At 49.5% G+C, this 23,991-nt stretch carries 21 protein-coding genes and 1 pseudogene; 13 read left to right on the top strand and 9 right to left on the bottom strand.

Features of this window, described 5'->3' with window-relative positions; genetic code table 11:
* Window position 1 precedes the first annotated feature (1 nt).
* The 6 genes from LHF31_RS10305 to ruvB all read right to left on the bottom strand — a co-directional run bounded on the left by LHF31_RS10305 (window position 2) and on the right by ruvB (window position 6,120).
* Window positions 2-1,096 carry an RIP metalloprotease gene (locus LHF31_RS10305; RefSeq protein ID WP_298008291.1) on the bottom strand — a complete coding sequence of 365 codons (1,095 nt, stop codon included), beginning with the start codon at window positions 1,094-1,096 and terminating at the stop codon, window positions 2-4.
* A 102-nt stretch (window positions 1,097-1,198) separates the two neighbouring features.
* Complete coding sequence (mvaD, locus tag LHF31_RS10300) at window positions 1,199-2,170, bottom strand: diphosphomevalonate decarboxylase (protein ID WP_298008288.1); 972 nt, start codon at window positions 2,168-2,170, stop codon at window positions 1,199-1,201.
* A 10-nt stretch (window positions 2,171-2,180) separates the two neighbouring features.
* The gene (locus tag LHF31_RS10295) at window positions 2,181-3,359 is read right to left on the bottom strand and encodes a threonine synthase (protein WP_303774202.1); all 1,179 of its coding nucleotides are present in this window, start codon (window positions 3,357-3,359) and stop codon (window positions 2,181-2,183) included.
* A 5-nt stretch (window positions 3,360-3,364) separates the two neighbouring features.
* Window positions 3,365-4,057: a uracil-DNA glycosylase gene (locus LHF31_RS10290; RefSeq protein ID WP_303774201.1), complete on the bottom strand. Its 693-nt coding sequence runs from the start codon at window positions 4,055-4,057 to the stop codon at window positions 3,365-3,367.
* A gap of 18 nt (window positions 4,058-4,075) precedes the next feature.
* Window positions 4,076-5,095 (bottom strand): tRNA preQ1(34) S-adenosylmethionine ribosyltransferase-isomerase QueA, encoded by a 1,020-nt coding sequence (gene queA / locus LHF31_RS10285; RefSeq protein ID WP_298004273.1) that lies wholly within the window; start codon window positions 5,093-5,095, stop codon window positions 4,076-4,078.
* A complete protein-coding gene (ruvB, locus tag LHF31_RS10280) occupies window positions 5,092-6,120 on the bottom strand; it encodes a Holliday junction branch migration DNA helicase RuvB (RefSeq protein ID WP_298004276.1) in 1,029 nt (342 codons plus the stop codon). Before ruvB ends, queA begins: the two co-directional genes overlap by 4 nt.
* Window positions 6,121-6,235: 115 nt before the next feature.
* Between ruvB and upp the strand changes: the two genes are divergently transcribed.
* Entirely contained in the window at window positions 6,236-6,865 is a 630-nt protein-coding gene (upp, locus tag LHF31_RS10275) for a uracil phosphoribosyltransferase (RefSeq protein ID WP_363324754.1), read from the top strand.
* Between the two features lie 55 nt (window positions 6,866-6,920).
* Here upp and moaA read toward each other — a convergent pair whose 3' ends face one another.
* Window positions 6,921-7,907 (bottom strand): GTP 3',8-cyclase MoaA, encoded by a 987-nt coding sequence (moaA, locus tag LHF31_RS10270; RefSeq protein ID WP_298004281.1) that lies wholly within the window; start codon window positions 7,905-7,907, stop codon window positions 6,921-6,923.
* Between the two features lie 69 nt (window positions 7,908-7,976).
* On the opposite strand from moaA, the gene LHF31_RS10265 reads away from it, so the two are divergent.
* The 9 genes and pseudogenes from LHF31_RS10265 (at window position 7,977) to LHF31_RS10225 (ending at window position 18,596) form a co-directional block, all read left to right on the top strand.
* A complete protein-coding gene (locus tag LHF31_RS10265) occupies window positions 7,977-9,248 on the top strand; it encodes a C39 family peptidase (protein ID WP_298004284.1) in 1,272 nt (423 codons plus the stop codon).
* 24 nt (window positions 9,249-9,272) lie between these two features.
* Window positions 9,273-9,800: a YbjN domain-containing protein gene (locus LHF31_RS10260; RefSeq protein ID WP_298004287.1), complete on the top strand. Its 528-nt coding sequence runs from the start codon at window positions 9,273-9,275 to the stop codon at window positions 9,798-9,800.
* A complete protein-coding gene (locus tag LHF31_RS10255) occupies window positions 9,797-11,905 on the top strand; it encodes a UvrD-helicase domain-containing protein (RefSeq protein WP_298004289.1) in 2,109 nt (702 codons plus the stop codon). Before LHF31_RS10260 ends, LHF31_RS10255 begins: the two co-directional genes overlap by 4 nt.
* The gene (locus LHF31_RS10250) at window positions 11,898-14,153 is read left to right on the top strand and encodes an ATP-dependent helicase (protein ID WP_303774200.1); all 2,256 of its coding nucleotides are present in this window, start codon (window positions 11,898-11,900) and stop codon (window positions 14,151-14,153) included. Before LHF31_RS10255 ends, LHF31_RS10250 begins: the two co-directional genes overlap by 8 nt.
* Window positions 14,134-14,982, top strand: a complete 849-nt coding sequence (locus LHF31_RS10245; protein WP_298004293.1) for a PD-(D/E)XK nuclease family protein — start codon at window positions 14,134-14,136, stop codon at window positions 14,980-14,982. Before LHF31_RS10250 ends, LHF31_RS10245 begins: the two co-directional genes overlap by 20 nt.
* A gap of 67 nt (window positions 14,983-15,049) precedes the next feature.
* Complete coding sequence (locus tag LHF31_RS10240) at window positions 15,050-15,799, top strand: alpha/beta fold hydrolase (RefSeq protein ID WP_298004295.1); 750 nt, start codon at window positions 15,050-15,052, stop codon at window positions 15,797-15,799.
* Window positions 15,796-16,791: an alpha/beta fold hydrolase gene (locus tag LHF31_RS10235; RefSeq protein WP_303774199.1), complete on the top strand. Its 996-nt coding sequence runs from the start codon at window positions 15,796-15,798 to the stop codon at window positions 16,789-16,791. Before LHF31_RS10240 ends, LHF31_RS10235 begins: the two co-directional genes overlap by 4 nt.
* Window positions 16,792-16,837: 46 nt before the next feature.
* A pseudogene (locus LHF31_RS10230) lies at window positions 16,838-17,287 on the top strand (peroxiredoxin family protein); the annotation flags it as partial.
* Between the two features lie 40 nt (window positions 17,288-17,327).
* Window positions 17,328-18,596 carry a carboxylesterase gene (locus tag LHF31_RS10225; RefSeq protein ID WP_298004192.1) on the top strand — a complete coding sequence of 423 codons (1,269 nt, stop codon included), beginning with the start codon at window positions 17,328-17,330 and terminating at the stop codon, window positions 18,594-18,596.
* Here LHF31_RS10225 and LHF31_RS10220 read toward each other — a convergent pair.
* Window positions 18,582-19,895 carry a hypothetical protein gene (locus LHF31_RS10220; RefSeq protein ID WP_298004189.1) on the bottom strand — a complete coding sequence of 438 codons (1,314 nt, stop codon included), beginning with the start codon at window positions 19,893-19,895 and terminating at the stop codon, window positions 18,582-18,584. The two genes, LHF31_RS10225 and LHF31_RS10220, sit on opposite strands and share 15 nt — an antisense overlap.
* A gap of 49 nt (window positions 19,896-19,944) precedes the next feature.
* Here LHF31_RS10220 and udk point away from each other — a divergent pair, with 49 nt between their 5' ends.
* The 3 genes from udk to LHF31_RS10205 are packed head-to-tail and all read left to right on the top strand — an operon-like array spanning window position 19,945 to window position 22,523.
* Window positions 19,945-20,589: a uridine kinase gene (udk, locus tag LHF31_RS10215; RefSeq protein ID WP_298004186.1), complete on the top strand. Its 645-nt coding sequence runs from the start codon at window positions 19,945-19,947 to the stop codon at window positions 20,587-20,589.
* Entirely contained in the window at window positions 20,586-21,125 is a 540-nt protein-coding gene (locus LHF31_RS10210; RefSeq protein WP_303774198.1) for a YqaA family protein, read from the top strand. Before udk ends, LHF31_RS10210 begins: the two co-directional genes overlap by 4 nt.
* A 36-nt stretch (window positions 21,126-21,161) precedes the next feature.
* Window positions 21,162-22,523, top strand: a complete 1,362-nt coding sequence (locus LHF31_RS10205) for a M20/M25/M40 family metallo-hydrolase (protein ID WP_303774197.1) — start codon at window positions 21,162-21,164, stop codon at window positions 22,521-22,523.
* On the opposite strand, the gene LHF31_RS10200 is transcribed toward LHF31_RS10205, so the two are convergent.
* Window positions 22,520-23,974, bottom strand: a complete 1,455-nt coding sequence (locus LHF31_RS10200) for a DUF4129 domain-containing protein (protein ID WP_298004949.1) — start codon at window positions 23,972-23,974, stop codon at window positions 22,520-22,522. The two genes, LHF31_RS10205 and LHF31_RS10200, sit on opposite strands and share 4 nt — an antisense overlap.
* Window positions 23,975-23,991 lie beyond the last annotated feature (17 nt).

Below are 23,991 nucleotides of genomic sequence, written 5' to 3'. Positions count from 1 at the left end.
TCTAAGGCAATTGAATCGGGTTCACAATATCCTGCGTGGTGATAAAAATCATCAGCAGAATCAGTGCGGTGAACCCAATGAGATTAACAAGATTCTCCTGTTCAGGGGGGATGCGTTTCTTAAAGAAGATTTCGGGTAACAGGAAGAGAATTCGTCCCCCGTCCAGTGCGGGAATGGGGAATAAATTTGCTACCCCCAGCCCAATTGAAATGCTTGCCAGAAGGATTAAGGTCCTTATAGGGACATTATTGGGGTTTTCCTGCTGGCTCTGAACATCCATTTGACGGACTTCCCGGTACACTCGTTCCATACCAACCGGTCCAATGAGACGGGTTTGTTCACCACTCACTTCACCGCGCAGAATAAGAACCGGTAAGGAGATCAACGTTCGCGCCTGCGAAGCGGTGTCTCTCAAGGCATAGGGGAGCGCCTCAGGAACCGAAATGGTGCGTATGGGATTTCCCATCACAATTCCCAGTGGACCCTGTCCTTCTGGAGGATTTTGGCGCGGAGTAGCCTTCAGAGTAAGAATTTGTCCTTCTCGAGAAACCACAATGGATACTTCTTCTCCCAGATGGGCGCGGATGGCTTCAGAGAGAGCCTGCATAGAGTCGATAGACCTGCCTTCTACTGAAAGGACCAGATCACCGGGCATCATGCCTGCCATTTCTGCAGGGCTTCCGGAATTGACCTCAATAATTTGCACCTTTTGAGTTTCCGGAGCACCTGTCAGGATATACATGAGGCTGAAAATAGCAATGGCAGTGACAAAGTTCATTAATGGTCCGCCCAGTAAAATGAAAAACCGTTTCCAGGGATTGGCAGCAGCCATTCCATCTGGAATGGAAGGATCGTTCTCCCCTTTGGGACGAACGAAAGCGCCGAAGGGTATCCAGTTCAGGGTGACCTCTGTTCCTTTCCAGGTGAACAGTTTGACCATTCGGGGAGGAAGACCAAAGCCAAACTCCAGTACCTCTATCTTAAACAACCTTGCAAAAATGAAGTGCCCCAGTTCGTGAAGAAAAATCAAAATTCCCAGAGCCAGGACAAATTCCAGTATTTGCCCGATATTTTTGAGTAATCCTGTCACATCCATATCGTTTGTACCTGTACTTTCAATGTAAGACGCCCAATGACAAAGGCAATCTTTACTTTAATTATAAGATGGTTTTCCTCTGAAAAAAGGGTGGGTTTAACCTTATTCCTTAACCAACCGTGCAGGACCACCTGCACTGGCTAGTAAGACAGTCTGTACGCCGGGAATGGCTTTCAGATGGTTGGTGACTTCCCCGGCAAATTCCGAAGGACACAGAACGTGCACATTGGGTCCGGCATCCAGAGTATAGCCGCAGGGTAACCCTGAGGCTCTCCACTCCCGGACGGCTTTCATGATGGTCAATGAAACCGGTTCCCAGTAGAACAACGGTGGGGTAGAAGTCATCATCACCGCATGCATGAGATTGCTGTCGTGTTCAATCATTTCTGCCAGGGCGGGGAAATCTCGTTCCAGAATAGCGCGTCGGACAACATTGAGCCGCCGAGGAGTGTCTGCCACACGGGCAGATTGAAGAGGGCTGGTAGAGGCAAGGGCATGTCCCTCAGTTGAGCCTACCGGTTTATGATGCGTGGAGAGGATGGCGATACAGTCTGTCAGCGCCCAGTGCTCTGGAGGAGCAATGGACACAGCATAGGAATCCTCATCGGTTTCACCGGGAAGCCACTCTACATATCCTCCTGGTATGGAACGGCAGGCAGAGCCTGAACCTTTGCGTGCAAGACGGGATAAATCCTTTTCCGAAAGATGTAATCCAACCGCGGCGGTGGCGGCAAGGGCAAGCGCGGCAAACGCCGCTGCGCTTGAAGCAATTCCCGCACCGGTCGGGAAGTCGTTCTCGCTGATCACCCGTGCTCGCTCATGGATTCCCGCTAAACCACGAATCAGATCCAGAAAACGGCTGACTCGTTGCAAAGCGCTGGCATCGGCAGGGGTACCGTTCAGGATAAGACAGTCTTCCTCTTCATTTCCAAAGGAAACTGTCGTTTTCACAGAAAGGTCTGCCAGATTCATGGAAATCGAGCCGTTTTCCGGAATCCGCAGGTTTGGATCTCGGTTTCCCCAGTATTTGATGAAAGCAATGTTGGGGTGCGCAATAGCAGTTGCCTGTTTCATAAGAGTCCAATCATCCTTTTTGAAGGACGTCAAGATACTTTAACCCGCTTCCGGTATTCAGCAATAAAACCCTCTCTTCAGGATCAATTTCACCCTGCTCTAACAGTTTTTCCAGTCCGGCAAGGGTTGCCGCCCCTTCAGGGGCTGTAAAGATTCCTTCGCATTGGGCAAGGTCTTTTTGAGCCTTCCGGATTGCCTCTTCGCTGACAGCGATGGCTCCACCATGACTGTTTTTCAGGGTACGCAGAATGGCTTTGCCGGCAAATGGACGCGGTACACGTAAACCCGAGGCATGTGTGTGGGCATTTTCCCAGAACCTTACATCAGACTCTCCATTCTGAAAGGCTCTCACTACAGGGGCGCATCCCTCGGATTGTACCGCATAGATGCGTGGGGGATGATCGTTCTTCAGCCAGCCCAATTCGAGCAGTTCCTCATAGGCTTTCCAGATTCCAACCAGTCCCGTACCGCCGCCGGTAGGATAGAGGATGACCTCTGGAAATTCCCAATCAAAGTGACGGGCAATCTCATACCCCATGGTTTTCTTTCCTTCCAGCCGATATGGCTCTTTGAAGGTAGATACGTCGAACCATCCCTCATGCGAGGAATGAGATTGTAAGAATTTTGCTGCATCGCTGATGAGTCCCGGTACCAGACTGATTTTAGCACCGGTGATTTCTGCTTCCTGGATATTGGCTTGAGGAGTGTCTTCGGGCATGGCGATCCATGCGCTCATCCCTGCCCGGCTGGCATAAGCCGCCAGGGCTCCTCCTGCATTTCCGGCAGTTGGAATCATCAACCGCTGAATTCCGAACTCTCTGGCTTTGGAAACCGCCGCAGACAGACCTCTGGCTTTAAACGAAGCCGTAGGGTTTAAACCCTCGTCTTTCAAGAACAGGGCTTTGAGGGAATATCTTGGTGCCAGTTGCGGAAGTTTGAGAATCGGTGTTCCCCCTTCACCTAAGGTAACCACATGTTCAGGGTTTAGCACGGGCAAAACCACATGCCAGCACCACATCCCATCAATTTTCTCCATCTCTTTAGGAGATACCTTTGCGGAGAGAGATTTCAGGTCGTATCTGGCAAATAAAGGGGCTTGACAGGTTGGACAAATGGTTTGTGGCTCCAGAGATGAAAAAGACTGACCGCATTCACTGCATTCAAGATGGGAGAGGTAAGAGAAAGGCATGGATTTTATCCTCCGAGCAGAGCATTGACCCGTTGCCAGATTGCATCAAACATCTGCTGGGTTAATCTTCCGGTTTGGGTGTTTTGCCGACTGGGATGATAGGAAGCAAGCAACCAGGGAAGTCCGTTTTGGGATGGATAAAAGGCATTATGGGCAAATACCCATTCGCGAGTGCCGTTTTCTCCATGCTGACGGTACCATTGAACAAGCCATTGAAAGGCATAATTTCCCAGCGCCACAAATCCTTTCAGGTGAGGGAATAACTCAATTTCCTGTTCCAGATAAGGACGGCAGTTTTGAATTTCCTGAGGGGTGGGTTTATTATTGGGCGGGGCGCACCGGCAAATCGCAGTGATATAAACGCTACGGAGGGATAATCCATCCGTTATGGACAGAGAGTGAGGCTGGCTGGCAAAACCAGCCCGGTACAGGGCTGCGTAGAGAAAGTGTCCAGAAGAATCGCCGGTAAACATCCTGCCTGTGCGGTTGGATCCATGTGCTCCCGGTGCAAGCCCGACAATCATCACCTCAGCATGAGGGTCGCCAAAACCCGGTACAGGTTTTCCCCAGTAAGTTTCGTTCTGGTAAGCCCTTTTGCGGGTTTGCGCAATGGACTCTCGCCAGGTCGTCAGCCGCTCACAACGTCTGCATTGAATGAGCGTTTGATTGAGTTCCTGTAGAGCGGTTTCAGGTGTCATGGTTTCTAACAACAATATCTATAAAATCAGCATGGCATCCCCAAAAGAATAAAAGCGATACCCTTGTTCGATTGCCACTTTATAAGCGTTCAGGATCCGTTCCCTGCCGGCAAAAGCGCTCACCAGCATAATGAGGGTCGAACGAGGCAGGTGGAAATTGGTCACCATGGCATCTACAGCCCGGAAGGTGTAGCCGGGTAGAATGTATAGATTCGTGGCTCCCGATACCGCACCAACCCATTCGCCTGCTCCAGCAAATTTTGCCGCAGTTTCGAGCGTGCGAACGCTGGTCGTTCCCACGGCAATAATTCTGCCTCCTTCTTTTTTTGCAGCGTTGATTTTCTGCGCTGTTTCTCTGGTCAGTTCACACCACTCGGTGTGGATTTTGTGCTCCGTGGGATTCTCTTCATGAACGGGCATGAAGGTGTCCAATCCTACATGTAAAGTGACTTCAGCAATGTGTACGCCCATCTGGATGATGCGCTCCATCAATTCTGGAGTGAAATGTAATCCAGCGGTGGGAGCGGCGGCAGATCCGGGCTGACGGGCAAATACCGTTTGATAGCGTTCCGGGTCTTTCAGCGGCTCATGGATGTACGGGGGCAAAGGCATCTGTCCGATTTTCTCAATGTGGGGCTCTACAGGTTGATTGAACTGCACCAGTCGGCGGGACTCCTCCAGTTCTTCGATGATGGTTCCCCTTAACTGTTCGTTGATAATAAAAGATTTACCCTTGCGGGGGCGTTTCCCTCCGATTAACACTTCCCAGGTGCATTCATCTACCCGTCGCAACAGCAAAATTTCCAGTTTTCCGCCCGTTTCTTTTTGAGCGTAAATCCGTGCCGGAATCACCCGGGTTTGATTGACCACCAGAATATCACCGGGGCGGAGGTATTCGGTGATGTTCCAGAAAATGGTGTGTTCGATGGAATCCTCTGCGCGGTTTAAAACCAGTAAACGAGAGGCGTGACGAGGCTCAACTGGATGTTGAGCAATGCGTTCAGGAGGAAGTTCGTAGTCAAAGTCTGAGGTTCTCAAAATAACTCCGGTTGATTGGGGGATTGAGAATAAGGAATTGAAAGGTGCTCATAGGCGCGTTGTGTGGCTACTCTGCCCTGAGGAGTACGGTCCAGGAACCCTAACTGTAAAAGATACGGCTCTACCACATCCATAATGGTATCAGGTTCCTCGCCAATAGAAGCGGCAATGGTATTTAATCCAACAGGACCGCCGTTGTACTTCAGGATAATGGTGGAAAGAACCCGCCGATCCACATCATCCAACCCCAGTGGATCGACGTTTAAAAGGTTCAATGCTTCAGCGGCAATGGCTTGGGTAACCAGACCCTGATGGCGCACCTGAGCAAAATCGCGGACCCGGCGCAGCAATCTCAGGGCTACTCGCGGAGTGCCGCGAGCACGGCGGGCAATTTCGCGAAACCCCTCTGGCTCCACGCTCATTTGTAATCGTCCGGCTGCCCGCTGAAGGATGGCTTCAATGGCATTCACATCGTAGTAATCCAGCCGATACACGGCTCCAAATCGGGCTCGCAGTGGTGCGGAGATGAGAGCAAGTCGGGTTGTCGCACCAATCACCGTAAACCGTGGCAGTTTCAACCGGATGGAACGAGCGGCAGGGCCTTTTCCAATCATGATGTCCAGCGCAAAGTCTTCCATTGCCGGATAAAGCACCTCTTCAATGGCTTTTCCAAGGCGATGAATCTCGTCAATAAATAAAATGTCACCCCCTTTCAGGTTGGTTAAAATGGCGGCTAAATCTCCCGCTTTTTCAATGGCGGGCCCAGCCGTGATTTTAATGTTCACCCCCATCTCATTAGCGAGAACGTGGGCGAGGGTGGTTTTCCCCAAACCGGGAGGACCGTAAAAAAGCACATGCTCCAGCGGTTCATTCCTTTGACGGGCGGCGGTGATGAGGATGGAAAGGTTTTCCCGAATCTGGTCTTGTCCAATGAAATCCTGCAGCCTGACCGGTCTTAAGGCTGGATCTACCGGTTCATCTGGCATGGGATTGGGAGAAATAAATCGCTGGCTGGTATCGCTCATGGGTTCTATTATACCAATCCTTACAAATGGTATCTCGGCATCTCTTTCTCTCTGGAAATGAATAACTTTTTCCTGTCATTGCCAATTCACGTTATAATGGGAAAAATTCCGGGAGGTGGAAATGACCGTAATTATCTCCAACCATCCTCTGGTCCAGCACAAACTTTCCATTCTGAGAAATGTCAATACTGAACCCAAAAAGTTTCGCCAACTGGTCCGGGAACTGGCAGCACTCTTAACTTATGAAGCAACCAGTGATCTGGCAACGATGCCGGTAGACGTTCAGACGCCTCTGGCGATTGCCCATTGTCGTGAACTCAAAGAAAAAATTGGGCTGGTGCCTATTCTGAGGGCGGGACTGGGTATGGTAGAAGGCGTTTGGGAACTCATGCCTTCTTCAGAAGTCTGGCATATTGGAGTGTATCGGGATGAGAAGACGTTGAAACCTGTCCAGTACTACAACAAACTCCCCGTGGAGCCCCGCGTTCAGGTATGCCTGATTCTGGATCCCATGCTGGCAACCGGTGGATCGGCAGTGGCAACTGCAGATATTTTGAAAACCTGGGGGGTGAAGAAAATCAAATTTGTTGGCTTGATAGGCGCTCCTGAAGGAATTGCTTTGATGGAGAAACATCACCCTGATGTTCCCATTCACCTTGCGGCAATTGATGATCATTTGAACGAAAAAGGGTATATCGTCCCTGGATTAGGGGACGCAGGCGATCGCCAGTTTGGCACTGGATAAAAATAACCGCTCGAAAGAGCGGTTTATTTTTGCACGGGAAACTCTGATTAGCGCTTTATCCGCCAATCTGTATCATACAGCGGGTAAAAGTACGTTGATTTTGTTGGAGAGTGTGTCCCTCGGGTTTTAATTGAACCGCTTGCTGAAGCAAAGGGAGAATGTCTTCTCCTTTCCGCAGAGCGGGCAACAGGGGTATCTCCAAATCGCTCAGCAGACATGGACGCAGGTTGCCATCGGCGGTCAGGCGTAGCCGGTTGCATTCTCCGCAAAAATGCTCACTGATGGGGGAGATGAAACCAATTTTGCCCTGCCCCCCTTCAATGGAAAATACCCGTGCCGGGCCATTGCCCGATTTCTCCTGAACAGGTTTTAGGTTCAGCACAGCAAGCCGTTGTTTAATTTCCGACAGGGCAACAAAAATCTGATTGATGGGTGGGAAGCCATCATCCCATGCTTCCTGGTTGTTTACAGGCATCATCTCAATGAAACGCACATGCCATGGATGTTCCAGTGTCAGGCTGGCAAGATCACTCAGTTCGTCATCGTTTACCCCGCGCATGACGACGGTATTTAATTTGATGGGGTTTAGCCCGGCCTTTTCAGCGGCTAAAATTCCTCGCCAGACCTGCTCAAATGAGCCCCCGCGGGTGATGCGGCTGAATCGATCCGGTTTTAAGGTATCCAGACTGATATTAATACGCTTTAAACCGGCTTCTTTGAGTTCTTGAGCAAATCGTTCCAGCAGGAGTCCATTGGTGGTCATGCTGATATCGTGAATGCCGGGAACACTGGCGATCATCCGAACCAGTTCGGTGATTCCCATTCGTGCCAGTGGTTCTCCGCCTGTAAGACGGATAGCAGTGATGCCTTGCTCAGCGGCAACTTTGACGACTTCAAGGATTTCCTCATAGCGCATGATAGTGTCATGTGATGACAGCGGAATGCCCTGAGGAGGCATACAGTACACACAACGCAGATTGCATCGGTCTGTAACCGAAATACGCAGGTACCTGATGGTTCTGCCAAGGGGATCGGTGAGCATATGTCTGACAGCATTTTATCACGAAAAGGTTTGAAAACCTATAAGGAGAAGTCTGGTACAATTTGCCCCATGAGCATTAAACAGAGAAGCCTTTTTATTGGGTTATCCATCTTTATTGGTGTGATCATCCTTGGGGTTGTTGTATGGAATTTGCCAGGAGTTCGTGTACGTTATGGCTGGCGTTTTGATTTTGCCCGTGCCTATGTGCGGGGGGTCATTAATCCGGTCAAACCTCTTCCCACTCCTCGGATTGTCCAGGCTGCTTCGAATCCGACTGCTACCCCTCAATGGACTTCCACACCCTCTATGGGGTCTCAGGCATTCGTAACTCCTTCAACGGTTTCTCTTACGCCATCTCCAACCATCACCCCGACCCCAACACCGATTCCTCCACAGGTTCTCTTGCCAGAGCCTGAATATGAGAAGCAGGATATTAACAATTGTGGTCCTGCTACTCTGGCAATGGCTTTGAAGTTCTTTGGTTGGAAAGGGACTCAGGCAGACATTGCCAGCGAAGTGAAACCCATGCGGGATGACCGCAATGTGAATGTGGAGGAACTGGCTCTTTATACCCTTCACAATGTAGGCTGGTTACGGCTTCAATACCGTGTAGGAGGGAGTATTGATCGTCTCCGCCAGTTCATTGCTGCGGGCATTCCCGTGATGATAGAAGAGACCTTCATGATGGAGGAGAGTTACTGGCCCAATGATGATCGCTGGGCTGGACATTACCTGTTATTGACGGGTTATGATGATCAACAACAAATTTTTATTGCGCAAGATTCTTTTGTCAGCCCTAATATAAAAGTTGCGTACGCTGATCTGGATAAAAACTGGCAAGCCTTTAATCGCGTCTATATTGTGCTGTATTATCCTGAGCAGGAGGAAACGGTCAAAGAAATTTTGGGTGAGGATTGGGATCTGGATAAAAACCGGATGAACGCGCTGAAACAGGCAGAGCGTGAAACCCGTCAGGATCCATCCAATGCGTTTGCCTGGTTCAATCTAGGGACGAATCTGGTTTACTTTGACCGGTACCATGAAGCCGCTCAGGCATATGATCAGGCACGCAAAATTGGTTTGCCCCAACGCATGTTGCGTTATCAGTTTGGTCCATTTATGGCTTATTTTCACGACTTTCGTCTGGACGAATTAATGACTTTGACCGAATATGCTTTGAAAATTACTCCTAATTCGGAAGAAGCCATGTTATGGCGAGGTTGGGGGCTGTATCGCTTGGGAAAACGGGAAGAAGCCTATAAAATGTTCTTAAAAGCCCTGGGAGAGCACCCGGGGTATGCGGATGCAGAGTACGCCATCCAGTACATCACCCAAAACTAGAGCAGATTGCCTGAAGGAGGGAATGTGTCTTATCAAGGGTCAGGAGAGTCATCCGAAGAGAATCCCATTTCGCCCAATGTGCTGAGAGCCTTCGAAACGCTACAGGATTTTCTAGAGGAAGATGGCTGGCATCCTCGTCGGATTGAAGGAAAATTCTCCTTCACCATGGGCTACACGGGAGAAAATGGAGATTTGCGCTGTTTTATCACCATTGTCCCGGATGTGGAAGAATTACTGTTTTATGCCGTTGCTCCAGTTCGGGTTCCAGAAGCGGTAAGACCCTCTGTCGCAGAATTTATTACCCGCGCAAATTACGGAATGCGTATTGGAAACTTTGAAATGGATTTTGCCGATGGAGAGGTACGCTATAAAAGCAGTTTGAATTTCATGGAAGAAGAACTTACGGCTGGCTATATTCGCAACGCCATTTACCCCGCCGTGCGCACCATGGATCGCTACCTTTTAGGCATTCTAAGAGTCAGTTTTGGTGGGGTGACGCCATTTGAAGCCATTGAAGAAATTGAGCGTCCTGCCGGTAAACCCGAGTTATGATTTCGCTTACTTCTGAACAAACCCGCGTTGTTAATTTACCTCTTTGCCGTGCTTTCATTGAGGGACCTGCAGGCAGTGGGAAAACCACTGCAGCGATAGAACGATTGAATGCCTTATTGCAATCGGGTGTGCCTGGACATACCATCATGATCATGGTTCCCCAGCGGACACTGGGTATTCCCTATTATCGGGCTTTGCACCAATTTCAGGGGAATGGCAGTGAGGTCACCGTTTCCACATTCAGCGGGCTGGCTCAACGGATGGTGGGCTTGTTCTGGCCCCTGATCGCCAGGGATGCCGGTTTTGCTCATCCAGAGCAATCACCTACATTCTTGACGCTTGAAAACGCTCAATATTTTATGGCTTCTCTGGTTCGTCCGCTTCTGGATCAGGGCTTTTTCCAGACAGTGAAAGTAGAGCGGGCGCGTTTGTACAGCCAGATTTTGGATAATCTCAATAAGGCTGCGCTGGCAGGTTTTCCCCATACAGAAATTGCAGAACGCCTCAAATCTTCCTGGAGTGGTGCCCCTGAACAATTGCACGTTTATGATGATGTTCAGGTTTGCGTTAATCAATTTCGAGAATACTGTCTTCAGCATAACCTGCTGGATTTTTCACTGCAAATTGAAGTGTTTTCCAGATATTTGTGGAAGACACTTCTGTGTCGGGAATACCTTCTGGCTTCATATCGCCACTGGATTGTGGACAATGTCGAGGAAGATATCCCTCTGGCACATGATTTTCTGCTGGAAGTGCTTCCTCAGGCAGACTCTGCTCTGGTGATTATGGATACAGATGCCGGTTTTCGCATTTTTCTGGGCGCGGACCCGGAAAGCGCCGCGCGACTGGCATCCGTTTGCGATACGGATGTCCGCTTTGAGCAATATTCTGCCGCTCCTCAGGTGATGCGTGATCTGGCAATTCACATGAGGGACTCGGTAGAGCGTAAAGAATCCCGTCATCCGGTAGTCCGAGCTTCTTTCTCGAATTTCAGGGAAGTGGTCGAACCGCCTGAAAAATCTCTGCGGTTTTTCCCTCAAATGCTGGACTGGACAGTAGAAAAAGTTGTAACTTTGGTGAATCAGGGGGTTCCACCAGGAGAAATTGCCATTTTAGCGCCTATCTTATCTGATGCGCTGCGTTTTTCGCTTGCTGACAGGCTGGAAAGGCATCAAATTCCTTATCGGACTCATCGTCCCTCGCGGGCATTGAATGACGAACCTGCTGCACAGTGTCTGTTGACTCTTGCCAGGTTAGCCCATCCTCACTGGGAGATGCTTCCGGAAAAGCAGGATTTGCAGAAAGCGCTTCTTCTGGCGATTGAAGATTTGGATTGGGCGCGCGCTCACTTGCTGATAGAAGTCTGTTACCGGAGACAAAACGGCATCATGACTTTACAGCCCTTTGGAGAGAAAATCCAGATGGACATGCGAGAACGCATTACCCATCGCATTGCAGAGCGCTATCAGATTCTTTTTGAGTGGTTGCAGGCATATGCAGAACATCCGGTAAACGAACTGGACTTTTTCTTCAGCCGGTTATTCGATGAGGTTTTATCACGCCCCGGGTTTGGCTTTCACACTCGCCTGGATGCTGCCCAGGTGACCGCTAATCTTATCGAATCCGTCCAGAAGTTCCGCCGGGCTGTGCAGCATCGCCTCGGAGATATGCCTCTGGGCAAAGAATACCTGTTGCTGGTTCAGGAGGGTGTAATCTCCGCCCTGTACTTGATGAACTGGCAGCCCTCCGAGCAAAACGCAGTGTTTATTGCACCCGCTCATACTTTTTTGATGAACAATTACATTGTGGACTATCAGTTCTGGCTGGATATTGGGGCGAAAACATGGTACGAACGCATTTTCCAGCCCTTAACCCATCCGATTGTGTTGAGCCGGCGCTGGGAACCTGCAAGAAAATGGACTGCGGAAGAAGAAATCAAACTCAATCGCAATTCCCTGTACCGTATCTCGCTCGGGTTGTTGCGGCGTTGCCGGAAAAAGGTATTCATCGCTTACAGTGATTTAAACGAAGCCGGTTTTGAGCAGCGCGGATTACTCCTCAAGGCGCTCTTCCGGGTCCTCATTAACGGAGGTCGGCGTGACTGAAGTTCGTCTGCGCCTCAGTCAACAGTCCATCCTGAATTATCAGGGGGGATGGATGGGGATTTCCGCCGTGCCTGGTGCGGGGAAAACTTTTACCCTTTCCCGTCTGGCTGCAAACCTGATCCTCAGTGGCGGCTTGGATGATGATCAGGAAGTTCTGATAGTTACCCTGGTGAATGCCGCTGTAGATAACTTTGCCAGCCGGATTGCCTCGTTCATTCATGAGGCTGGGGCTATTCCCGGGATGGGTTACACTGTGCGCACACTTCACGGTCTGGCGAATGACATTGTCCGGGAATGCCCCGAGCTGGCGGGTTTGTCTGAAAATTACCGTATTCTCGATGAGGGTGAATCGGAACGGATCCTGATGGAAATTGCACGCCTCTGGATTCGTAGTCACATGGACTGGGTCGAGGGATATCTGAAGCCCGATTTAAGCCCTCGCGATGTGGAACAGGTGATGCGGGAGCATGTTTTTGGCCTGATTTCGAATTTAGCCCGTAATGCCATTCGTTATTGTAAAGACCAGGGTATCACCCCCCAGCGTTTGCGTACCGAACTGGACAGGTTGCCCATGCCGTTAGCGCTGGCAGAGGTGGCTTGCGAGTTATATACGGAATACCAGAAAGCCCTTCAATATCGTGTAGCGGTTGATTTTGATGACCTGATTTATCTGGCGTATTCCATTCTTGAGCAAGATGAAGTCTTTCTGGAGCAACTGCGTTACCGCTGGCCCTATATTCTGGAGGATGAAGCCCAGGATTCCAGCCGTTTACAGGAAGAGATTCTCAAAAAACTGGCGGGAAGCCCGGGAAACTGGGTCAGGGTAGGCGACCCTAACCAGGCAATCTATGAAACCTTTACTACTGCCAGTCCGGAATTCCTGAAATCTTTCCGAAAACTCCCGGGAGTAATTCCACGAGAATTGCCAGAGTCAGGACGTTCTTCGCCTGATATTATTCGCCTGGCGAATCTGTTGATTTGCTGGTCACAAACCCTGGATGAGGAAGATGTCCTCAAAAATGGTCTGGATCTACCCCTGATTCAACCTACTCAGCCGGATGATCCCAAGCCCAATCCCCCGGATGTTCCACGAGGAATTACACTTTTCATGAAGGAGTTAGAAGACCAGCAAGAATTTGAGATAGTTGTGAAATCCCTCAAAAGATGGCTCGAAGATGAAAACAATCAGAATCGTACGGTGGCTGTGCTTGTACCACGCAATCAAAGAGCCATGGATTTTGTTGAATTCCTCAACAGATACCAGATTCCGGTGGTAGATACCTTGCTAAAAACCACCACTCAGACACGCTCAGCCGCGAGGGTGTTGAAAAAGGTATTGGAGTGGTTGGCTTCACCAACCAGTGCTATAAAATTGAGTGAGTTGTACAAAACCTGGAGATCCGCCCGTGCCATCACAGCGGATGAAAAACCCACGATTGAACGAGTGGCAAAATGGATTCAGCGCCAGTCCCTGCTGGAAAAGTGGGTATTTCCTTTCCCCGGGGAAGACCCTCTGGACGATGAAAAACTGCTCAGTACGGATCCCACTCTGGTTGAGGAATGCAGTCATTTCCGGGAATTGCTTCGCCGATGGAGCATGGCAGTGGTATTGCCCATTGACCAGTTGATTCTAACCCTTGCGCAGGACCTGTTCACCGCACCGGCTGATCTGGCTGTTGCCCATAAACTTGCCGGGGCTCTGGATATTTTGAAATCGATGAACCCGGGCTGGCAGTTGAAGGATTATGTGGATGAACTGGATAAAATTGTGAAAAATGAGCGCCGTTTTGCCGGCTTCAGCAAGGATGACTTAAACTTCAACCCGGATGATTACAAAGGCAAGGTGGTTGTTGCCACCATGCATAAAGCCAAAGGATTGGAGTGGGATCGGGTTTACCTGATGTCAGTGAACAATTATGATTTTCCTGCCGGCGATCCGGAGGATACCTATATTGCCGAAGACTGGTTTATCCGTGACCACCTTAATTTAACGGCGGAGTTATTGGAACAGTTGCGCATTCTTTTCTCCCGTGATGAGTATGAATGGTATCACGAAGGAATTGCTACCCTCCGTGCCCGCCGGGATTATGCCAGAGAGCGATTACGGCTTCTTTACGTTGGTATTACCCGGGCTCGTCAGGAACTGGTGATTACCTGGAACACGGGCAGGAAAGGGCGGTACCATGCTGCGCGTGCCTTGATGGCGCTGGAAGAGTTGTGGAGGCAAAATGCTCAACCAACCTGTTAAGCGTTTGGCAGACCAACAATCGTTTGTTTTCAGTCAGCACAGTTTGCAGGACTATGCCGATTGCCCGCGCCGGTTCTGGCTTCGGTATTTAGAGCAACTTGCCTGGCCTGCCCCGCCTGTGGAGCCGCTGGAAGAGTATGAGAGGCATCGCTTGCTGGGCGAGCAGTTTCATCGGCTGGCACAACAGGCACTGGTGGGCTTAGACCTGGCGCTTCTGGAAAAGGTTGCCGGGAGCGATCCCCTTTTGTATACGTGGTGGAATAACTTTGTGCAACTGTACCCGTCACTGAATGTAGGCCAGGTGAAAAAAGTAGAGTTTGCCCTCAGTCTTCCGATCAGACAATACCGCCTCTTTGCCCGCTTTGATTTCATTCAAATGAAAACCGATCCATTGCGCTGGATCATTTGGGATTGGAAGACTGGAGAGAAAGTTCCCAAAGTCATTCATCTGTCACAGCGCTGGCAAACACGCGTGTATCGCTATGTGCTTGTGGAAGCCGGTAAAAATATTTTTGGAACGGAATCTCCGAGACCTCAAGATGTGGAGATGATTTACTGGTTTGCTGGTGCTCCAGAAAAAAGTGTGCATTTGCCGTATTCTCAAGAACAGTTTGAAAAGGACAGGCAAGACATCCTTCAATTGATTGATTGGATTGAACAGGATGATGTCTTTCCTCCCACCACTGAAGAAAAGCGTTGTCGTTTCTGTGTGTATCGTTCCCTGTGTGATCGCGGTTTAGCAGGGAATTTTCTGGACTGGGAAGAAGACGAAGAAGAATCGCAAACCTTATCCTTTGATTTTGATCAGGTTGCAGAAATCCATTTCTAAGATATTTGTACAGGGTTTGTATAGAGCGTATCTTCTCGAATAGCCGTGGATGACGTAGAATCTTCATATGAAGAAACTGCGAATTTTATGGCTTTTGCCGGTCATTCTTGTTCTGTTCATTGGCAGTTTTGTCATTTGGGGGTCCACGCCTGCGCAGCCTGTGCCAGAAGCGATGAATGCACTCCAGTCTGATCAACAGGTTTCTGTATCTGAGTCATCTTGGTTGGTTTTCACCCCGCTTTTGAGGGAACCGGATACGGGTTTGATTTTCTACCCCGGCGGCAGAGTAGATCCCCGATCCTATGCGCCGCTTGCGCGGAGTATTTCCGGGAAAGGCTACCTGGTGGTGATTCCCTCCATGCCTTTAAATCTGGCGGTTTTTGATCCGGACGTTGCCCTGGATGTGATTCGGGCTTATCCAGATGTAAAGCATTGGGTGGTTGGCGGACATTCTCTGGGTGGTGCCATGGCGGCTCATTTCATCAAGCAACACCCGGATAAAGTTGAAGGGCTGATTTTACTGGCATCGTACCCGGCAAACAGCGATAACCTGCGGGAAATATCATCTCTCAAAGTTCTCTCCATATATGCTTCTCAGGATGGACTTGCCACACCTGAAAAAGTACTGGCATCTCGCCCTCTTTTACCGGCAGATACCCTCTGGGTGGAAATTGCCGGAGGGAACCATGCTCAGTTTGGCTGGTATGGTGATCAGAATGGCGATCTTCCCGCACAGATTTCTCGCGAACAGCAGCAAGAACAGGTGGTGTCAGCCATCCTTGAGTTTTTAACCCGTATGAAAGAGGGGGATTTATGAAGCGGATTTCTGGGATATTGAGGGTTATTGGGGTGATTTTGTTGCTTTTGCTGGCAGGACTGCTGGTTGTCCCATTGATCTTGCCTGTACCCCCTTTGCAGGACATCCGGAATGTAAATGAATTAAAAGACCCAGACAGCCAGTTCATCCAGATCCAGGGTATTCAGGTCCACTACAAGAAGTACGGTGCCGGTGAACCCGCGATCATTTTGCTTCATGGGTTTGGCGCCAGTACGTTTTCCTGGCGGGAGGTGGTGGAACCACTTTCTGTTCATGGTACGGTCATTGCTTACGACCGCCCCGCCTTTGGGTTGACCAGCCGTCCTATGCCCAAAGACTGGCAGGGTATAAATCCGTACAGCGTTGAAGGCAATATTTCTCTTTTGGTTGGATTAATGGATCGTCTTGGAGTCAATCAGGCAATCCTGATTGGAAACTCAGCGGGGGGCAGGCTGGCAATGCAGATGGCTCTGGCTCATCCCGAACGAGTTTCTGGGTTAATTCTGGTAGATGCCGCTATTTATCAGGGTGGAGGAGTTCAGTCATCATTCATTCGTGCCCTCATGAACACTCCTCAATTGAACCGCATTGGACCTTATTTGTTGAGATCTGCTTTTGCAGGCGAGCAGGGACAATCCCTGATTTCAATGGCTTGGCACGATCCTTCGAAATTAACCCCAGAAGTAATAGAAGGATATCGCAAACCTCTTCATATGGAAAACTGGGATCGCGCCTTGTGGGAGTTTACCAAAGCAGGCAGCGGTAGTGAAGATCTCTCCCTCCGTTTTGCTGAATTGACCATGCCGGTACTCGTCGTGACCGGGGATGATGATCGTATCGTACCCACATCGCTCAGCCTGAAACTGGCTGAGGAAATTCCTCAGGCGCAACTGGTAGTTTTTTCAAATTGTGGCCATGTTCCACAGGAAGAATGCCCTGATCAGTTTTTGAAAGCAGTTGAAGAATTTCTTGGCAGGTATAAATTTCAATAGGATGGAGGGGAAGGATATGGCTGAACGATTGTCTCGCATGATGGAAGCACCTGACTTTGAATTAACCGACACACAGGGAAACCTTATTCGATTATCTGATTTCCGGGGGAAAAAGCCAGTAGTCCTGGTGCTTTTGCGTGGGTTTATATGACCCTATTGCCGTCAACATCTGGCGCAGTTGCGTCAGGATTATGCGGAGTTTGTCAAGCGTGGGGCAGAAATTGTTGCCATTGGTCCCGATGGTCCCAATGCTTTTCGGAAGTACTGGCAAGAGAATGAGATGCCTTTTCCGGGATGCGCCGATCTTCGTTCCAGAGTAGCCAATCGTTATGATCAGGAAGTCAGTTTATTTAAATTCGGGAGGATGCCTGCGCTTTTCCTGATTGATAAACAGGGAGTTATTCGGTATAGCCATTATGGCGACTCCATGGCGGACATTCCTTCAAACGAGAGCATTTTGAACCTGTTGGATGCGTTAAACGCGGAGAGTTCTTGAGAAGAATCGCCAGATTGAATTGGGTTTTTGCTGAAACCAGATGATCTACTATTACCAGAAAATTCTCAGTCATCGCCTGTTTGCCTGGGGTACTTTGAGCGTCCTTGCTGGCGCTGTTTTGGGGTTGTTACACCCTGCTTTGTTCTGGAAGGGCTTTGGTTTCCAGAGTGCGCTCTGGGGATTGATTGATTGTGCCATTGCCTTATTTGCCTTGCGCGGCTTAAATAAAAAAATTGAAACGCCTCCAGACTTTCAAGGTTTCAGTCGAGATGCTTCCCGTCTTCAAAAGTTTCTCTGGGTCAATACAGGACTGGATGTGCTTTATGTTTTGGGCGGGATTTGGATGATGTCCAGCGGGGGAGATGAGTGGTGGCGTGGTATGGGACTGGGCATCCTGGTGCAGGGTGGTTTCCTCCTGCTTTTTGATGCTTTGCACGCCATTTACGTACCCAGAGAGGAAATTGTTTTCCCCGAATTAGGCATTCTTAAGGGGGATGAACATCAGGAATTTATACTGGAGGGAGGGGATCCGGTTGCTGTTTTGGTTCACGGTTTTCCCGGTACACCTGCTGAGGTCCGTGAGTGGGCAATGGCTTTCAATCAACAGGGATGGACGGTCAAAGCCCTGCTGTTACCGGGTTTTGGAGCCGAGTTGCCCAACATGTATCAGCACGGGTTACAGAGATGGGTAGATAAAATCGTGCAGGAAGTGTCCTATTACAAAACCCAGGGGCGGAAAGTGCTCCTGGCGGGTTTTTCCATGGGGGGAGGGTTGTCGATTGTGGCGGCGGAAAAATCTCAGCCACATGGATTGCTTCTTCTGGCACCTTTCTGGATTCCCGAATCCATGGGGATCCGCCTTCTGGTCGGGATTGTGCGTCTGTTTCTCCCACAGGCAATTTATCCATTTCGCCTTTTCCCTCAGTGGGTTGAGCAGTTAAAAGCCGAGGCTCGCCGTGCAGCACCGGATGTGCCGGTAGATGTGCCTTCTTTGCGAAAGATGGTGCAACAGATTCAGGTACCCTTATTATTTCTGGAGCAATTTCGTGCTCTGAGTCGCTCTGTTAAGCGGTCAGCGCCGCGTTTGTCCATGCCGGTTTGTATCCTTCAGGGCAGATATGATCCTGTTGTGCGTCCTGAGGTCACTGCTCGTCTGGCTCGCCTGATAAAGGCTCCTTTGGAGTTTCACTTCGTTTCGGGTGAACATCATACCTTATTGCGAGGGGAAAAGGGTTTTGAAGAGACCATGGCGTTCAGCCAGGCTTTTGCCCGTAAAATTCTGGATGATCTCTCGTCACAATCCCAGTAACTTTTTCAGCCAGTGAGATGATGAGCTTCCCCGCTCTGTGTAGCATTTTCCGTTTTGCCCATTAATTGCCACCCGGAATTGGGTGGAGCCAGTACGAAGCACCACCATCCATACGGGGAATAAAGCCAGTCGGTAAGACTCAACCATAATATTGGGTGTCTTGACCGCCAGATCGTGAATTTGAGAAAATGCGCTTGCAGTAATATTTGCACGAATCAATTCAACGGCTTTCTCTCGTGCGAGAAGGGAAGCATCGGCAGCGGAAATTTGAAAGGTTTCTGCATGAAAACTGGCGAGGTACCCCGAATCAAATGCAATCAAATCACTTAGAGAAAAAGAATCAAATACAGGTTTCAGGGATTCCGTAAAGTCCTTCACTGCGGGGATGAGGATATCCGGAATGTTAAGGATTTGGCGATCTTGAACAGGCACCGTTTTTTTCTCTTTGAATATCCAGCCTTTCCAGTCAATTTGCCCGCCGATGGTAAATACCCATGCCGGTAAATACACTCCAGACATGGATTTGAGGGAAGGCTTTTCTTCGGGCGAATTTTCGCGTAGCCATGCAACCAGAATTTTTCGTGCCTCTTCCCTGGAAATTCTAAATGGAATGATGCTATCCGGGGCGTCTAATTCCCGGACTTCAACTTGTTCGATGGCATAGGGAGTCTGACAGAAGGGGCAAACATGGGTGAGTGCCTGGGGAGGTAGCGTGAAGGAAGCACCGCACCCTTTGCATTCCACCACGTGGTGCTGGATGGGATGTCGCTGGGCTTTCGCGGTGACCATGGCAATAAGAAAATCATCTTCTTTTGTGGGGCGTTGCTGGCGAATTCGGGACTGGCTTTCACAAAACTCACACACCAGAGATTGTCCATCAGGTGCGTAGGTCAACCTGCCGCCACATTGAGGACAGGTAAACGAACGGGTGCCATTGGTTTGGATTTCCCCGGGAGCAGGAAGGTGTTCGGGATCAACAATCTCCTCTGGTTTAATTTTTCCATCCAGAATGGCTAATTTCCGGCGCGCGCGAACATCTCCCATGTTGCTTGCCAGAATTTCTTCTAATAGCGCTCGTTTTTCCCTGAGGTCGTCAACCACTTCGCTCAGCCAGTATAAAGCCTCGAGACGCTCCTCTTCTGAGGGTGAGCGTCTCAAGAAGCGTTCCAGATAGCGGCGCGCCATTTCTTTCTCTCCTGCAATTGCAGAAGCCCGTCCATGCGATAAAAGTTCATAATCCAAACTGGGCATAACCAGAATATAACATAAAAAGGCAATCAAACCACGACTCTTGACCATTTTTTAATTTCCTACCCGTAGTTTCCTCAGCATTTGCTATAATTCGATTATGCAAGGACGCCTGAATCCCCTCGTAATTGGTATTGCCGGTGGAACCGGCTCTGGAAAAACAACTGTTGTGAAAAGCATCATTGAACGGGTTGGCAGTCATCGTATCGCCTGCCTCTCTCATGATGCTTACTATCGGGATTTAACTCATCTATCTCTGGAAGAACGGCAGCGAGTTAATTTTGACCATCCGGACTCGCTGGAGACGGATTTGCTGATTCAGCACATTCATCAACTGAAACAATGGCAGCCAGTCCATATGCCGGTGTATGATTTTGCGCATCATACCCGAACTGAAGAGACCATTCTGGTTGAACCGCGGCGGATCATTCTGGTGGATGGAATCTTGATTTTCTACGAACCTGCTTTACGCGCGCTTTTTGATGTGAAAATATTTGTGGATACTGATCCCGATATCCGTTTTATTCGACGATTACAACGGGACATTGTCGAACGGGGCAGAACAACCGAGTCAGTAATTCGTCAATATCTGGAAACGGTTCGCCCCATGCATTTAGAGTTTGTGGAGCCTACCAAACGATATGCCGATGTCATTATCCCTGAAGGGGGAATGAACATTGTTGCCCTCGATATGGTGATTGCTCGAATCGAAAAACTGCTTGGAGAGGAACAGCCTGCTGAATGAAACCGGAGACGCGATTACGAATTGTCCGAATTCTCTTATTGCTCCTCGTAATCGTCCTTTCGGTTTCCATTTACCTGTATCGTGACCAGGTAAAACAACTTGCCGGATTGGGGTATCCGGGCTTGTTCCTGGTTTCATTGCTGAGTAATGCCACCCTGATTTTGCCAGTACCGGGGGTGTTATTTACTTCTCTAATGGGGGCTGTTTTTCATCCCTTTTGGGTGGCTGTGGTGGCAGGAACGGGCAGTGCGCTGGGTGAACTTTCCGGATATCTTGCGGGTATCAGCGGCAGGGGCGTGGTTGAACGCTCTGATGTATATGATCGGTTAGTGTATTGGATGCGGCGTTACGGGGTTTGGACGGTGCTGGTTCTGGCTTTCGTTCCCAATCCGGTATTTGATGTGGCTGGAATCATTGCTGGAATGTTAAGAATGCCGGTGTGGCGGTTCCTGCTGTTTTGTTGGATTGGGAAAGTGTTGAAAATGCTCCTGTTTGCATATGGAGGGGCAGGTTTGTTGAACTTCCTCCCCTTCTAGGTCTCAAAACAACCAAGTTTCATCAAGGAGGCTCGTATGTCCCGTTTTTCTCAAATTGATTTGTATCTACAGAATCACCTGCATGAGAGTATTGAGGAACTCTCGCGGTATTGTGCTCAGCCGAGCGTTTCCGCGCAAAACTGGGGTTTGCATGAAACAGCAGAGATGACTGCTGAGATGTTGAAAAAGCGAGGGTTTGAGGTCAAAATTTTTCCTACAGATGGCGCCCCAATTGTTTATGCGGAGCGCAAAGGAAAAAGTCCCAAAACCATTTTGTTCTACAACCATTACGATGTTCAACCCCCTGAACCTTTGGAACTCTGGGATACTCCACCCTTTGAGCCTACCATTCGAGAGGGTAAGTTGTTCGCACGGGGCGTTAGCGATGATAAGGGGCACTTCACCAGCCGGCTGTTTGCCGTTGATGCCCTCCTTGCGGAAGAAGGAGAACTGCCCTGTACAGTAAAATTTATTCTGGAAGGGGAAGAGGAAACCTCCAGCCTCCATCTGGCGCCGTTTGTGCGTTCACACGCTGATCTGCTTAAGGCTGATGCATGTATCTGGGAGTTCGGCGGTGTAGATTTCCGCGATGTCCCCATGCAGTATCTGGGTTTGCGGGGGATTTGTTATGTGGAACTCAGCGTTCAAACTGCCAGCCAGGATATGCATTCAGGGTTGGGTGGTTCGATTATGCCGAATGCCGCCTGGCGGCTGGTGTGGGCGCTCAATTCTTTGAAAGGCACGGACGAGCGCATTCGTATCCGTGGGTTCTATGACAATGTGCGCCAACCCACAGAACGAGAAATTGCTCTTCTGGAAGCCTTACCCGATCCTGCTGAAGAATACAAAACCCGTTATGGGGTCAAATCTTTTCTGAGAGGAATAACCGGAGGAACGCCGTTAAAGATTGCTGAGGTGTATGAACCTACCTGCACAATTTGCGGGCTGACTTCCGGCTATCAGGGACCTGGTTCCAAAACGGTTCAGCCAGCCAGAGCCAGTGCTAAAGTGGATTTCCGCCTGGTTCCTCACCAGACTCCTGAAGAAGTTCTCGAAAAATTACGCGCCCACCTGGACGCTGAAGGATTTGAGGATGTAGAAGTGACCTTCCTCGGTGGGGAGTCTCCTGCTTTGACAGACCCCGATGACCCGTTCGTCAAACTGGTTGTGGATGCTGCGGTTGAACCTTATGGGCAACCCATGCAAATTGTTCCGATGGTGGGCGGATCGGGACCAAATCATGTCTTTATTGAGACATTAAATGTGCCTGTGGTGACGGCGGGAATTGGGCATCCCGGTTCTCAGGCGCATGCGCCTAATGAAAATATCCGTCTGGACCTGTATCTGAAAGGCGCCATGCACATTGCTCGAATTTTAAAGGCGTTTGGGGAAGGTTAAGAGATAGTGTTTCTCTTCAGAGCCTGCTCTCGAGCAGGCTTTTTTGTTTTCAGAAAATGCTCAACATTTTTCCATGCTTCCAGTACCTGTTTCCATGCTTCAGGGGTTTCTGGAATTTCACCATATCTCACCTGTACATACATCTGGGTGATGATTTGGACGTCTTTTCTCACTTCAGGGAAGTGTTCATTACATTGCTCGGCAAATTCTAACGGAGTGGCGCTGGTGGGGCGAGGGGTTCCTGCCCGTGCGCACAGGGTTTCAAACTGGTGGTATATTCTACGAATACGGGCAATGGCGAGTAATTGTTGGGGGGAAAACCGGCTCTTTTTCTGGCGGCTTTTTCGGTTGGAGAAGAATAAATTGGATAGCCCTGGACGTTCGCTTTGGGTTTCCTCTTCTTCCTGAAGATTTTGAGACTGGCTCTGATGACGGAGCCATAGCCATACTGCTGCCAGAACGGCAAGCAACACCAGCAGCGGAATGGCAATTTTCAAAGTGCTGATGGTTTTCTGCTGACTTTCAATCCATTGAACCGAATAAGCCTGGGTTTGCTCCAGTGCTTTTTGGATGGCGTTTTGAATCTCGTTCATTCGCCCTCCAAAACGTTCAAATACCCAGATCAAAAGCCGCATGACTCCAATAAGGAGGGGAAAAGCAACCAAAATGATCAGTCCTCCCAGAATGGCGATCAAAATAATGATAATCTGGAGGAGGAACTTCCCCAAATAACTGCTAAAAAGAGCCCCTGAAAGCAATCCCAGAAGAATCACCAGCCCTGAAAAGACGAACAAACCCAAAACCCAGGCAGGATTAATAGCGGATAACTTTCCACCCCGAAAGGCGCTAACTCCATAGATACGGGTGCTGCTCAGGGTGACTAATCCGATCCAGAGGTACAGGAATAACCCTGTTGCCGATAATTCGGGTTGTACTGGCAGGTAGAACAGTCCAAAGAGAAGAATGCCAACAAGACCGGTTTGAAAATCCACCAGAACCTGGCTTATTTCCGGGATGGAATTTGCCAGGGCAATGCCCCGCAGGATAATCAGAGGCATCATCAGGGTATGAAAGAAGGGCAGGAAACTTTCCTCTGCTCCTGTCAACGCATACCAGGGAGACAGAAGAAGAGGTTTCCATCCAATTCCAACTTGAAAATAAAAAATCCATTTCAGCGAGAGGATACCCGCAGTGAGTGCCCAGAGTAGAAAAACAGATTGAAATGCTATCTCCCATCGCTTGACGTGGATCATTGCGGTTCTCAGTCCATAACTGAAGAGGAGGATGCCCCAGAAAATCAGCCAGATGCCCCACCAGGGGATACGAACCTGCTCACTAAACAGCCCTGCGTACCAGAGCGATGCCCAAACCATTTCCATTCCCCCCTGAAACAAAAGGGGGAAGTGTTTCCACATTTCCATCGGACGCAGGGAGAAGATTTTCGTTTTCATGGCAGGGTTTTGGTAAC

Source organism: Anaerolinea thermophila (genome assembly GCF_020723905.1).
Classification (GTDB): Bacteria; Chloroflexota; Anaerolineae; order Anaerolineales; family Anaerolineaceae; genus Anaerolinea; species Anaerolinea thermophila_A.
Note: the sequence above shows the minus strand (reverse complement) of the source record. Positions and strands in the feature narration are given on the sequence as shown.

What these genes read in the sequence shown, in the direction of transcription:
- LHF31_RS10305 (WP_298008291.1), bottom strand. Translation starts at nt 1,096, where the DNA reads ATGGATGTGACAGGATTACTCAAAAATATCGGGCAAATACTGGAATTT.
- mvaD (WP_298008288.1), bottom strand. Translation starts at nt 2,170, where the DNA reads ATGAAACAGGCAACTGCTATTGCGCACCCCAACATTGCTTTCATCAAA.
- LHF31_RS10295 (WP_303774202.1), bottom strand. Translation starts at nt 3,359, where the DNA reads ATGCCTTTCTCTTACCTCTCCCATCTTGAATGCAGTGAATGCGGTCAG.
- LHF31_RS10290 (WP_303774201.1), bottom strand. Translation starts at nt 4,057, where the DNA reads ATGACACCTGAAACCGCTCTACAGGAACTCAATCAAACGCTCATTCAA.
- ruvB (WP_298004276.1), bottom strand. Translation starts at nt 6,120, where the DNA reads ATGAGCGATACCAGCCAGCGATTTATTTCTCCCAATCCCATGCCAGAT.
- moaA (WP_298004281.1), bottom strand. Translation starts at nt 7,907, where the DNA reads ATGCTCACCGATCCCCTTGGCAGAACCATCAGGTACCTGCGTATTTCG.
- LHF31_RS10265 (WP_298004284.1), top strand. Translation starts at nt 7,977, where the DNA reads ATGAGCATTAAACAGAGAAGCCTTTTTATTGGGTTATCCATCTTTATT.
- LHF31_RS10255 (WP_298004289.1), top strand. Translation starts at nt 9,797, where the DNA reads ATGATTTCGCTTACTTCTGAACAAACCCGCGTTGTTAATTTACCTCTT.
- LHF31_RS10245 (WP_298004293.1), top strand. Translation starts at nt 14,134, where the DNA reads ATGCTCAACCAACCTGTTAAGCGTTTGGCAGACCAACAATCGTTTGTT.
- LHF31_RS10240 (WP_298004295.1), top strand. Translation starts at nt 15,050, where the DNA reads ATGAAGAAACTGCGAATTTTATGGCTTTTGCCGGTCATTCTTGTTCTG.
- LHF31_RS10235 (WP_303774199.1), top strand. Translation starts at nt 15,796, where the DNA reads ATGAAGCGGATTTCTGGGATATTGAGGGTTATTGGGGTGATTTTGTTG.
- LHF31_RS10225 (WP_298004192.1), top strand. Translation starts at nt 17,328, where the DNA reads ATGATCTACTATTACCAGAAAATTCTCAGTCATCGCCTGTTTGCCTGG.
- LHF31_RS10220 (WP_298004189.1), bottom strand. Translation starts at nt 19,895, where the DNA reads ATGGTCAAGAGTCGTGGTTTGATTGCCTTTTTATGTTATATTCTGGTT.
- udk (WP_298004186.1), top strand. Translation starts at nt 19,945, where the DNA reads ATGCAAGGACGCCTGAATCCCCTCGTAATTGGTATTGCCGGTGGAACC.
- LHF31_RS10210 (WP_303774198.1), top strand. Translation starts at nt 20,586, where the DNA reads ATGAAACCGGAGACGCGATTACGAATTGTCCGAATTCTCTTATTGCTC.
- LHF31_RS10205 (WP_303774197.1), top strand. Translation starts at nt 21,162, where the DNA reads ATGTCCCGTTTTTCTCAAATTGATTTGTATCTACAGAATCACCTGCAT.
- LHF31_RS10200 (WP_298004949.1), bottom strand. Translation starts at nt 23,974, where the DNA reads ATGAAAACGAAAATCTTCTCCCTGCGTCCGATGGAAATGTGGAAACAC.